Source organism: Acetonema longum DSM 6540 (assembly GCF_000219125.1).
Lineage (GTDB): Bacteria > Bacillota > Negativicutes > Sporomusales > Acetonemataceae > Acetonema > Acetonema longum.
On the sequence record NZ_AFGF01000017.1, the window covers coordinates 146,982 to 159,080 of the forward strand.

At 50.1% G+C, this 12,099-nt stretch carries 7 protein-coding genes and 1 other annotated feature; of the genes, 4 read left to right on the forward strand and 3 right to left on the reverse strand.

Annotation, left to right across the window (positions count from 1 at the left end; genetic code table 11):
* Positions 1 to 5: 5 nt before the first annotated feature.
* Together ALO_RS02735 and ALO_RS02740 are read right to left on the reverse strand one after the other, a co-directional pair.
* Positions 6 to 1,169 carry an aminotransferase class I/II-fold pyridoxal phosphate-dependent enzyme gene (locus ALO_RS02735; protein ID WP_004092628.1) on the reverse strand — a complete coding sequence of 388 codons (1,164 nt, stop codon included), beginning with the start codon at positions 1,167 to 1,169 and terminating at the stop codon, positions 6 to 8.
* The gene (locus tag ALO_RS02740) at positions 1,166 to 1,645 is read right to left on the reverse strand and encodes an Lrp/AsnC family transcriptional regulator (protein WP_040292603.1); all 480 of its coding nucleotides are present in this window, start codon (positions 1,643 to 1,645) and stop codon (positions 1,166 to 1,168) included. Before ALO_RS02740 ends, ALO_RS02735 begins: the two co-directional genes overlap by 4 nt.
* A gap of 81 nt (positions 1,646 to 1,726) precedes the next feature.
* Positions 1,727 to 1,943 (reverse strand) — a binding site (T-box leader).
* A 232-nt stretch (positions 1,944 to 2,175) separates the two neighbouring features.
* Between ALO_RS02740 and ALO_RS02745 the strand changes: the two genes are divergently transcribed.
* The 3 genes from ALO_RS02745 (at position 2,176) to nirJ2 (ending at position 8,581) form a co-directional block, all read left to right on the forward strand.
* The gene (locus ALO_RS02745) at positions 2,176 to 5,535 is read left to right on the forward strand and encodes a tetratricopeptide repeat protein (RefSeq protein WP_004092632.1); all 3,360 of its coding nucleotides are present in this window, start codon (positions 2,176 to 2,178) and stop codon (positions 5,533 to 5,535) included.
* Entirely contained in the window at positions 5,532 to 7,229 is a 1,698-nt protein-coding gene (locus tag ALO_RS02750; RefSeq protein ID WP_004092633.1) for a molecular chaperone HscC, read from the forward strand. The genes ALO_RS02745 and ALO_RS02750 overlap by 4 nt, the downstream gene beginning before the upstream one ends.
* Positions 7,230 to 7,597: 368 nt before the next feature.
* Positions 7,598 to 8,581 (forward strand): putative heme d1 biosynthesis radical SAM protein NirJ2, encoded by a 984-nt coding sequence (gene nirJ2 / locus ALO_RS02755; RefSeq protein WP_004092635.1) that lies wholly within the window; start codon positions 7,598 to 7,600, stop codon positions 8,579 to 8,581.
* 165 nt (positions 8,582 to 8,746) lie between these two features.
* Here nirJ2 and ALO_RS02760 read toward each other — a convergent pair whose 3' ends face one another.
* Positions 8,747 to 10,045, reverse strand: coding sequence for an SH3 domain-containing protein (locus ALO_RS02760; protein ID WP_004092636.1), 1,299 nt, complete (start codon positions 10,043 to 10,045; stop codon positions 8,747 to 8,749).
* A 272-nt stretch (positions 10,046 to 10,317) separates the two neighbouring features.
* On the opposite strand from ALO_RS02760, the gene ALO_RS02765 reads away from it, so the two are divergent.
* Positions 10,318 to 12,012: a methyl-accepting chemotaxis protein gene (locus tag ALO_RS02765; protein ID WP_004092638.1), complete on the forward strand. Its 1,695-nt coding sequence runs from the start codon at positions 10,318 to 10,320 to the stop codon at positions 12,010 to 12,012.
* Positions 12,013 to 12,099: the final 87 nt, after the last annotated feature.

Sequence of the window (12,099 nt, forward strand, 5' to 3'; positions counted from 1 at the left end):
CCGTTTCAACGGCCCTTTAAAAATTTCTCGATGCGGGTTAACGCTTCTGACAAATTGGCGACAGAAGAAGCGTAGGAGCAGCGGACAAAACCTTCGCCGCTTGCGCCGAAGGCATCGCCGGGCACCAGCGCGACCTTCTGCTTTTTGAGCAATTCTTCCGCGAACTCTAGAGAGGTCATCCCGGTTTCCCGGATGGACGGGAAGATATAAAAAGCGCCTTTCGGTTCAAAACAGGGGAGTCCTATGCGCTGGAATCCTTCCACCATCAGACGGCGCCGGCGGTTATATTCGGCCACCATGCTGTTCATGTGGCATTCCCCGTGGCGCAGCGCTTCAATGGCCGCCACCTGGGCGGTAACCGGGGCACACAGCATGGTGAACTGATGGATTTTGGTCATGGCGGCGATAAAGTCGGGATTCGCCAGAGCGTATCCGATGCGCCAGCCGGTCATAGCATAAGCCTTGGAAAAGCCGTTTAATAAAATGGTCCGGTCCCGCATACCGGGCAGGGAAGAAAAACAGGTGTGTTCTCCTTCGTATGTCAGGTCGGCATAAATCTCATCAGAAATGACAATGAGGTCATGGTCCTCGGCGAAAGCGGCGATTTTCAGCAACTCGTCCCGGGGCATGATCGCCCCGGTAGGATTATTGGGGTATCCCAGCAAGATAGCCTTGGTCCTGGGAGTAATAGCCTGTTCCAATTGCTCCACAGTCAGCCGGAATTCCGTCTCCACGGTGGTGGCCACCGGGATGGGATGACCGCCGGCCAGAGTGACGCAGGCGGGATATGAAACATAACAGGGCTGAGGCACCAGCACTTCGTCGCCAGGCGCCAGAATGGCGCGCATCGCCAGATCCAGAGCTTCGCTGACTCCTACCGTTACCAAAGCCTCATGTTTCGGATCATAGGTTACGCCGTACTTGCGGCAGATTGTTTTGGCGATTTCCTGCCGCAGCTCCAGCAACCCGTAGTTGGAGGTATAAGCCGTATAACCCCGCTGCAGTCCTTCCACGCAGCTTTCCCGGATGTGCCAGGGAGTCACAAAATCCGGCTCGCCCACTCCTAATGAGACCACATCTTTCATTTCGGCGACAATATCGAAGAATCGCCGGATGCCGGAAGGCGGAATGGACCGTACGGCAGGAGAAATCCGTTCCGACCAGTTCATGGCGTCACCGCCAGTCTGCGATCTTCTTCCTTATCATCAATGATAACCCCTTCTTCTTTGTAGCACTTTAACATGAAGTGGGTGGTGGTGCTGATAACCCCCTCAATGGTGGCCAGCTTAGTAGCGACAAACCGGGCTACTTCTTTTAGGGATTTCCCCTGGACCATGACCGACAGGTCATAGGCGCCGGACATCAGATAGAGATTGCGGACCTCCGGAAAGCGGTAAATGCGTTCAGCCAGGGCATCAAAGCCTACTTCCCGCTGCGGGGTGATCTTAACGTCAATAATGGCGGTGACCATATCCGCATCAGCTTTTTCCCAGTTGATAATCGTCTGGTATTTGACAATGATTTTTTCCTGTTCAAGGCGGGTAATTTCCCGCTCAATTTCTTCTTTGGGCCGGCCTAACATCCGGCTTAGGTGTTCAGCAGTCAGAGTATGATCTTTTTCCAGTAACTCCAATAATTCACGCATCATTGTTCTTTCGCTCCATTTCTGCATTTTTAGTCTTTGGGGGGGCAACAAAAAAATCCCGTCCCGGCAAGAAAATTCTTGCGCCAGGACGGGATTATCTTCCCGCGGTACCACCTAGTTTAGCCAGTTCGCGACCGGACTCACTCAATCCCGTTAACGCCGGGCAGCGGAATGGCCTACTTTGTTCGGCCTTACAACTCCAGGGAGGCATTCGGCGGACGTTCTCAGACCGGTTTACACCAGACCCGGCTCTCTGTGCTATGGACATACCGCGTACTATTCCTGTCATCGTCTTTAAAAATATAGACTAATTTGTAAATTATCCTATCATAATCCGGTTGAATATGCAAGAGCCAATATTTAATCATCATGAGGCTTGCCGCATTGAGCAATGATTAATGGGTCGCCATCTACCTTGTAAACGATACGGTTTGCTCTACTTCAATACTTTCCTTTTAAATGATAAATGGAAAAGCCATACACAAAGTAGTATAATAATCCTATATTTTATGCATACGAGGCGATTTTTGATGAAAGAAGAGATTATTTGGCAGATATTAGGCATTAATAAAACAAAAGATCCTGGATTGATCCGGGGGGCATATCGTACCCAACTGCTTCATACTAATCCTGAAGATGATGCCCAGGGATTTATCAACTTAAGAAAGGCTTATGAAGAAGCCATCCGGTTAAGCTCTGAGCCTGCAGTGGATGAAGCGCCGGCAAAAGCGAAAAGCGATATGGATCTATGGTTAGAACAGGCAGACGACATCTATCAGGATATCCGTAAACGGAGAGAACCAGGCCTCTGGGAAAAATTATTATCCAATGATGTCTGCCAGGGTCTGGATACCTGGCTGGAAGCCAGAGAAAAGCTGTTGGCCTACATAATGGACCACTATTATTTGCCCCATGAGGTCTGGCTTATGCTGGACCGTGCCTTTGATCTGATCAAGAATAAAGAAACTCTGCTGCAATCCTTCTCCGAGAATTTTATTGAATATGTCATCAATCAGATTCAAGATTATTCGCAGATTGATTTGAACTTGCTTACTGTCAGCGGCGATGCTTCGGTGGATGACTATATGCGTTCCTGCTACAACATAAACCGTCTGCTGAATGAGAATCAGACAGAAGCGGTGCAAGATGAATTTAATACAATAGATACGCTGCCGATTTATCATCCCTATGCGGATGCACAAAGGCTGAGGTATTTTATCTCCCTTGATCATAAACCGGAAATTGAACAACTGATTCCTAAGCTGGCCCCATATTTGGCGGACGATTATATCGCTTACATCGTGGCAAAAGCTCATGCCGCCGTCAATCACCACGATGAAGCGGCGTCTATTTGGGAAAAGCTGCGTCAAAAATGGCCTGCTCACTATAGCGCCCAGATTGGTCTGATCTCATATGACATTTACAAGGGGCGTTATAAAGAGGCCAATGAACGGGCAGTAGAATTATTAAGGGCCTACCCCAGGGATGAAGATATCCATCGGCTGCTGGTTGAGGCCAATGAGCATTTGATCAAGGAGTATGAGGCAATCTGCCAAGCGGAATCTGCTAATCTAAAGGTCAAGGAAGATCTGGCCTGGTGTTATTATCAAAACAATTCTTTGGATCAGTGTATCCAATTGTTAGCTGAGTTTCCCGCAGAGACAAGCAGAGAGCCCTGGTTTTTGAAAATACACAGCTATGTATATCTTAGAAAAGAGGAATTTAAAAAAGCCTTAGATTACTCCTCTCAATGGCTGGAACTGCTAAAAAATCCTCCCGAGGACGGGGAGGGGAGGCGGGACTTAGCGATCTGCTATCGGCTGATGGGCGCATGCTGTTTTAATGAAAAGGACTACGAACAGGCCATCCCCTACTTGCAGCAGGCTGCTTCCCTTGAGGAAAATTCGGGTGAAAAGCTGGACACGATGCAGCACCTGTCTTCGGCTTTATTGCGATCGGGCAAACCGGAGGCCTGTATCGATGTCTGCGATGAGATTCTCAAGCAAAGTAAAGGTTACTATCCCGCCTATATCAATCGCCAGGAAGCCCATTACAATATGCGCAACGGCCAGGAAGTGATTGATGATTACTATAAGGCCATTGAAATTTATCCTTCTAACGTAAAGCCCTATCTCTTAGCTGCCAAGGTTTTTTACTTTAATGATCAATACGAGGATGCTTTTGGGGTCATTAACCGGGCCAGGGAAGCAAAGCTGGAAAGCAATGAGCTGGAATTGCTTTACGGTAAGTGCCTGCGTTTTATGTCAAAAAGCAAGGAAGAGGAAGAAGCGGCCTTACAGGTTATTCTGGCCTTGTCGGAAAAGATAAAAGATCCCCGGGATCAGCGTGAAGACGAATTTCATGATTTGGGAGAGGTCTTGCACGAACTGGCCAAGGCCTATGCCAATGTTGGTGATTTTCCCAAAGGGCTGGAGACCATGGAAGCGGCTATCCAACAAAATCCTCAGAAGGATGATTACCACTTCACCAAAGCCTATCTGTACGTGGATTTGGCAAGGTATGAGGAGGCGATTATCATCCTGGAGAGACTCATAAAAACCTATCCCAAGGCGGAATATGCCCACACCCGCCTGGGTAGATGCTATGAGGAAACTGATAACGAATATGATGCTATACGGATCTACCGGAAAACGTTGGAAATCAATCCGGACAATCTGGACGCCCTGGAGAAACTCGGAGACCTATATATACGCGTGTACGAGCGGGAGGAAGATGTAAAACATTACGAAACGGCAAGGCGTTACGGCGAGCATTTGCTTGAGCTGAGACAGGATAGCAGCTATTATTATGTCCATGTAGGCATCATTTACGATAAGGGTTATCAATTTGCTAAAGCCCTGGAGTGTTACCAAAAGGCAGTGAAATGCAATCCCAAAAATCTATGGCCTCATAATAATGCCGGGTATGTATTAAAGAATATGAAAAAATATGACGAGGCGATCGGCGAGTACCAAAAAGCCCTGGAATTAATGGAGCCAGGCGACTCTTTGCTGCCTCACAGCAATTTGGCAACCTGTTTTGAGATTCTTGGCAGATATGAAGAAGCTCTGGATTGTTACCGGGAAATACTTAAGCACTGGCCTGACCGTCAAGATATACATGAATACATCGCCGCTGTTTTAGCAAAAATGGGCAAACCCAAGGAAGCGGTCAAGGTCTATCAAGATCTGATTAAAAAATATGATTTTCCCAAGGAAGAGGCATGTTATCACATCATGCAAATTTACGAGGGCGCGGGACAATTCTGGATGGCGTTTATTTATGCCTGTAATGCCGTACTACATAACGGAAAATCAGTGGAGGTCCTGAAAAGGACTGGTATGTTTTATTTTTCCATAGGTAAGTACTTCAGGGCCAAAAGCTCTTTGAAAAAAGCCATCGCAAATGCCGGCTCCCCAAAAACGGAATCCTATTACCTATGTTGTTTGTATCTGGCTCAAGTCTATTTTGATGAAGGAAAGACACGGGAAGCAAGACAATGGGCCACTCAGGCACTGTCTGCCATAGAGGATATGTATGGCGACAGAAAAAGATTTATCGCGTATAAGCCTTATGGCGGAATGTATCATTGGCGCTTGGGCATGATTTATCTGATTCTGGGAGAGCACCGCCGGGCAGAGTACTATTTTACGCAGGCTGTTGATAACTTGCCCTGTAAAAGCTGTCATGCGAAAGAGTGCTTTGACGGCTATTACGGACTGGGCAGATTATACGAGGAAATGAAGCAGTTTGACCGGGCGGAGGAGTATTACAAAAAGGCGATGGCCTTAGATAACAGCGCCCTCTATAAAAGACATCTCAGCGAACTAACAAATAAGAAAAACAATAGGAAAGACAACATTTTCAAAACCATTTGGAGGTATCTATGATTATCGGCATTGACCTGGGGACGTCTAACAGTCTGGCGGCGTATTTCACCGAAGAAGGACCAAGGATCATTCCCAATCGATTAGGCAAGCCATTAACCCCTTCGGTGGTCAGCATGGATGAACAAGGCCAGATTTATGTGGGTGAAACAGCACAAGAGCGTCTTTGGCTCAATCAAACGAGCGCGGCGGCCGTATTTAAGCGGGACATGGGAAGCAAGCGAGAGTATACGCTCTTAGATAAAAAATTCACGGCAGAGGAATTGTCCTCGTTTGTCCTTCGCGCCATGAAAGAGGATGCTGAAAGCTATCTGGGGAAGCCGGTCACTGAGGCGGTGATCAGTGTGCCGGCTTACTTCAACGAACAGCGGCGGCGCGCTACCAAAAGGGCCGGCGAGCTGGCGGGGCTTAAGGTGGAACGAATTATCAGCGAGCCTACCGCTGCTGCCATAGCCTATGGTTTATATCAAAACCAGAATCAAAACGCAAAATTCCTGGTCTTCGACCTGGGGGGAGGGACCTTTGACGTTTCCATACTGGAGTTATACGGCAGTATTATTGAGGTACGAGCCGTGGCAGGCGATAATTTTCTCGGCGGCGAGGATTTCACCCGGGTCCTGGAAGAAATCTTCCTGGCAAAGACGCCGGCGCTGAATCCTGCTCAGCTTACCGGCAAGCAGCTGGCGCATATCTATAAGCAGGCGGAGCTTTGCAAGCATGGGTTTTCAGAGGACCGTAAGGTTAAATTCCGCTGTGTTATCAACGAAGCGGTTTATGAAGCAGTAATTACCATAGAGGAATATGAAACCGCCTGCGAGAATTTGCTGGAAAAAATCAAAGAGCCGATCAAACGGAGTCTGGCTGATGCCAACATACGAATTCCAGACATCCATAAGGTGATTATGGTGGGCGGTGCTACCAGGCTTCCCGTCATCCGCAGCTTTGTCAGCAAATTGTTTAAGACCCTTCCTTACTTCAACATCAATCCTGATGAAGCCGTTGCCTTGGGAGCTGCTGTCCAGGGCGCCATGAAAGAAAGAAATGCGTTAGTCCGCGAAGTGATCTTGACCGATGTATGCCCCTTTACCCTGGGGACAGAGGTGGTGCGGGACAATGGGGATAATCAGTTCATCGACGGCTTGTTTTGTCCGATTATCGAACGGAACACCATCATTCCAGCTAGCCGGACAGAACGTCTGTACACAGTCAGGGATAATCAAACCAAAGTGCGGGTCAATATTTTGCAGGGCGAGAGCCGGTTTGCCAAGAACAACCTGTCCCTTGGCGAGCTGAGTATTGAAGTCCCCAAGGCCAAAGCTGGTGAAGAGGCTATAGATGTCACTTATACGTATGATGTAAATTCGCTTTTAGAGGTGGAGGTCAAATCAGTTTCTACCGGAGAAACCATCCGGCAGATCATCATCAACAACGAGACAGACATGACCGAGGCAGAGATCAATGTGCGGCTGCAGGAACTTTCGTATATGAAAATCCATCCCCGCGAAAGGGAAGAAAACAAGCTGCTGCTGCTGCAGGGAGAGAGGTATTACGAAGAAAGCATTGGAAACAACCGTATTTTTATCGAACGGGCCCTAAGAAAGTTTGAAGCCGCACTGGACAAGCAGGACCCGGAGTTCATTAAGGCGGCGAGAAAAGAGTTTCAGGAATTTTTATCGGAAATGAAACTTGAGCTTTAGAAGTGGCGTGAATGGATGGAGAAAACCTGCGGAACGCCTTATGCGTCGGTTTTGTCCGGGATACGGGCGAAATCCTGGAAGAAATGCTGCAGGATAAACTGGGGTTAAAATAGAAGGTAGATAAAAAAGTATGCTGCAATATTTAGCTATGGTCTCGGACCGTTCAAAAACGTCCCGATGCTAGGTAAAAGAGACACCCTGCGTCTCCGTAATGAAGAATTCAGGTGACTTTTCACTCATGAGAGATCATCCAATTGTTACCGCTTTCTGGAGAAAGCCATGGATTCTGATACAGCGCGCCCGCAGTAGGCTGACGTGACGCAGATGGGCCTTTTTCAACGGTCCCTTTGAGAAAGGAGAAGAACTCTATGATTATATCCTGGAACACGACACAGGCTTGCAACATCCAGTGTCTGCACTGCTATCGGGACGCCGGCGCCAAACAGGATGATGAGCTGTCTACCGAGCAGGGCAAGAAGCTGCTGAGTGAAATCGCCCAAGCCGGCTTTAAAATCATGATTTTAAGCGGCGGCGAGCCGCTGATGCGCAGTGATATTTATGACCTCATCCGCCATGCCCGGTCAGTGGGTCTGCGCCCGGTGCTGGGGACCAACGGCCTGCTGATTACCCCGGAGGTAGCCGTGAAGCTCAAGGAAGCCGGCCTGGCAGTGGCCGGCATCAGCTTGGACAGCAAGGATAAGTCCAAGCATGACTGGTTTCGGCAAAGCGATGGATCCTGGGAGAAAACCCTGGCCGGCATGAAAGCCTGTCAGGAGGCTGGACTGCCTTTTCAGATCCACACTACGGTTTCCAGCTTAAACGAAGACGAGATCACCGATATTACCGATTTGGCGGTCAAAGTAGGAGCTATTGCCCACCACATCTTTTTTCTCGTTCCCGCCGGACGGGGTAAGAATATCGAGGAGACCACATTAAAGACCCAAGCTTACGAAGCCTTGCTGACCCGGATTTTGGAGAAAAAACAGCAAGTGCCCATTGAGATCAAGCCTACCTGCGCCCCGCAATTCATGCGCATCGCCAAGCAAAAAAACATCCCCATGCGCTACAGCAGGGGATGTTTAGCAGGGACTTCCTACTGCGTGATTATCCCCAACGGAGACGTACAGCCTTGTCCTTACCTGCCCATGAAGGCAGGCAATGTGAAGCAAACTGACTTCACGGAAATATGGCGGGACAGCCCCTTGTTCAACTCCTTGCGCCATGACGTCCTGAAAGGCGGCTGCAGCGCCTGCGGCTTCTCGGATGTTTGCGGCGGTTGCCGGGCCCGGGCTTACTACTATTCTGACGGGGACTACCTGGCCGAGGAACCCTGGTGTGAATACGGCCGATAACTCGTCAGTATTTATAAAAAAAACAAGCTGCTGATTGGGACCGTTCAAAAAGGTCCAGATGCTAGGAAGGACAAGGACGCGCGTGAGACTGTACGTTTGGAGGGTACGTCGAACGCGCGCCCGCAGGACCGACAACGCAGATGGGCCTTTTTCAGCGGTCCTTCCTTATACAATTTGGTTAATAGCTTCTAAAGAATTTAATAAACTGCAGCCCGTGGTCCGGGGCAGAGCAAGATCGGTCACAACTATCCCGTATAATGGCACGCTGGCCAAAGAGCCGTCCGCTTGCGGGCGGCTTTGGTCACCATAGCCGCCAAAGGCATGAATCGCATAGTAGCGGGAATCATGTTTCCCCAGATACAGCATCACATGACCCGGCAGATGCAGTGTGGCGCCAGGCTGGACCCGGTCCAGGGTTTCCCGGCGTTCATTTTCATTCTGCCCGGCTGAAAGGGAAATAACCGAGCCTGCGCCCAAGGCCTGTTCCCCGGCATTGCGCGCCAGGATAATGCCAAAAGAACGGTACACATCCAAAATCAGAGCAGAGCAGTCATGGCTTTCAAACAGCCCGCCCCAGCCATAGCGATTGCCCAGCAGTTTAAATGCCTGCCGGATGACTGTTTCCCGGGTGACCGGGAGATAACCGGCTGATACATCGGCGGACAAAGGGACAAGAGCCAGGCGAAAGGCTAACTGTCCGTCAGCCTGCCGCCAGGGGAGATTGACCACATAATTGCCGGCAGGGGTCTGCAGGTCGATGGCGCCCCAATCATCTTCCACCGCCAGGGGAATCTTTGCCCCCATGGAAAATACCAATTGCGAGAAATCAGGAGAAACCGGATTTATTCCTAAGGCCACCTTGTAGCCGGTGACTACGAGAAATCGGTTTGTTTCCTGATAGTTCCGCCATAGCTTGCGGTCATCGGTCAGGGCGATATCGCGGCTGTTGACCCAGCCGCGATAATTATAGGCCTGGACAAAATACCACTGCTGCCCACTGCCGGCATGGAGGACGACCAGCGGTTCGGCCGGATCAAGGGCTGTTTCCTGGCATCTGTCCAGCAGCCGGTCATCAGGACGGTTGGTGACGAAATCTTCCGTCGGCACGGTCCTTACATTGGTCCGCCGGACGGTATAGGCATAGCGCATCTGCGCCATGGCCGGTATGGTCTCAAGCCCCATGCGGAGCTCCAGAGACCGGCAATAGGAATCCGGCAGCAGGACACCGTCTAAATAGCGGGGTTCCCGGCCCCACTCATATTCGCCAATCTGTTTCAGCAAGGTTTGGCGGGGCAGCGTTTCCGGATAGGCTGTCAGGTCCGTCACAAACTCCGGCAGCTTTTCACGGGTAATCTGGTTGAGGCCGGATACCGTACCTGGGTCGAGCAAGACGGCCGAGGGGCGTTCCAGTTTGTTTGTCCAGAAATCCGGCTGCAGCATGGCCGGCGAGACATGTGGTATCATGCGATCCCTTCCTTTGGCGGCCATTGAAACAGGCTCATCAGGGCCAGTCTCAATGGTACCGGATTTAGGTCTTTTTAATCATTATATGCAATGAACAGCGAAAGCAAAAGAGGGATTTGGTATGTTTTTGTCGAAAACATGCTCCAGTTCAGGTGCAGGCCCTTCTCATAGAGTCAAGTTCTGTTGTTGTCAGGAAAAAGAAAAATGATAAAATAGAGAACCCTGATATACCAAAAATGAGCAGTACATGTAATTTGCAAAGGAGCAATAATATGTTCGGTATGTCTTTACATAGTGCAGCGGGAAGAATTATTACCATTAGTTTGCTTTTGACGGCAACGCTGTTTGCTGGCACCTATTTCGTGCAGCAGGCCAACAACGGGGTAGAGATAGTGAATACCAACGCTTATCCCGCTCTGACGCAGGTCGATGCCATGACCAAATCCGTGATGCAGGTGCATCAGTATCTCAACGATGTGAGCGCGATACAGTCAGAGCAGGAACTGGCTGAGGGTCTGAGAAAGGCGGCCGGTGAGGCGGAACGGTTTAAACAGTCCAGGGATGCGCTTCTAAAACTCACGCCGGAGAAAACCAATGAGATCCAGCAGATTGATCAGGCCTTTGCCGCTTGTTATGAATTTGGCCGCAGGATGGCGGATGCCTATGTAGTAGGGGGGCCGGTGGCCGGCAATAAAATGATCGCTGAATTCACCCGGCAGAACGACCGGTTGATCGATATGCTGGAAAGCCTGCAGGAACAATATCGGCAGGCGGCTACCGGCGGCATGAACTCAGTGACACAACTGAACCGCCAGGCAATATACAGCATTATGGGCGGCGGGCTGGTGGTCCTGATCGTTCTGATCCTCTTGCTGCGCCGGACCGGCGGGCAGGGCAGCCAGCATTTGACCCGGCTGCTGGACGACGCTGAAGAACTCGCCAAAGGCAACCTGACCTCCGAAGTGACTTTTACCGGACAAAAAGGTGAAGCCAAAGAGCTGGCCCAAGCCCTGAATCATACTGTTACTACCCTTCGCACAGTTATTGTGGATATGGGCCAGGCCGCAGGCCAGGTGCAAGGTTTTTCGCAGCAAATGCTGACTGCCGCTGCCGAAACGAATACGGCGGCGGACGAAATAACGAAAAATATTCGGAATATTGCCGGCGGATCAGAAAAACAAGCCAATGAAGCCGGTATTGCGGTTGATTTGGCCAGGCGTCTGGCTGAGGACAGCAAGGTGCTGAACAGTCACTGCCAGAAGATGATGCAGGCTGCCAAGGAGTCTCACGCCGGCAGTACCGATGGCGCCAAAGCTGTCTTCGATGCCATCCAGCGCATGAAGCAGATTGCCAGCGGCAGCAGCAGTAATGTGACGGAAGCTCACTCCCTTCAGGATAAATCCCGGGAAATCGGCCAAATCGTCGAATTCATTACGAATATTGCCGGACAGACCAATCTGTTAGCCTTAAATGCCGCTATTGAAGCGGCCAGGGCCGGTGAACAGGGCCGAGGATTTGCCGTGGTAGCCGACGAGGTGCGCAAACTGGCTGAACAGTCGGAAAGCGCGGCCAAACAAATTATCGCGATCATTGGCGGCATCCAGAATCAAATTACCGATATATCCCAGAACATGGAACAGGGCTCTCAGGAAGTAAATAAAGGGGTTGAGACCGTTTACCAAGTCGGCCAAAGTCTGGCCGCGTTCGGTCAGTCTCTCGGCAAGATACTGGATTCGGCGGAACAGGCTGCTGATTCGGCCCAAGGCATGGTGAAATCCATTGATCAAGTGATGGCAGTGATGGAAAAAGTGGCGGCGGTTGCCGCCGAAAGCTGCGCTGCTATTCAGCAGATTTCCGCTTCTTCTCAGGAGCAGACCGCTCAAATGACTGAATTGACCCATACTGCCGAGCGTCTGGCGGACCTGTCCGAGCATTTGGGGCGGACAGTGAATAAATTCACGGTTTAGATTTTGTCGTGGTCGTGAATGAAAAAGGATAGACTAAGCTTACACGCTTTTTCTGTCCTTTTGTTTGCTTTAATGATTTATTTTATA

Excerpts from the sequence above, each read along its gene's own strand:
- ALO_RS02735 (WP_004092628.1), bottom strand. The coding sequence starts at position 1,169 with ATGAACTGGTCGGAACGGATTTCTCCTGCCGTACGGTCCATTCCGCCT.
- ALO_RS02740 (WP_040292603.1), bottom strand. The coding sequence starts at position 1,645 with ATGCGTGAATTATTGGAGTTACTGGAAAAAGATCATACTCTGACTGCT.
- ALO_RS02745 (WP_004092632.1), top strand. The coding sequence starts at position 2,176 with ATGAAAGAAGAGATTATTTGGCAGATATTAGGCATTAATAAAACAAAA.
- ALO_RS02750 (WP_004092633.1), top strand. The coding sequence starts at position 5,532 with ATGATTATCGGCATTGACCTGGGGACGTCTAACAGTCTGGCGGCGTAT.
- nirJ2 (WP_004092635.1), top strand. The coding sequence starts at position 7,598 with ATGATTATATCCTGGAACACGACACAGGCTTGCAACATCCAGTGTCTG.
- ALO_RS02760 (WP_004092636.1), bottom strand. The coding sequence starts at position 10,045 with ATGATACCACATGTCTCGCCGGCCATGCTGCAGCCGGATTTCTGGACA.
- ALO_RS02765 (WP_004092638.1), top strand. The coding sequence starts at position 10,318 with ATGTTCGGTATGTCTTTACATAGTGCAGCGGGAAGAATTATTACCATT.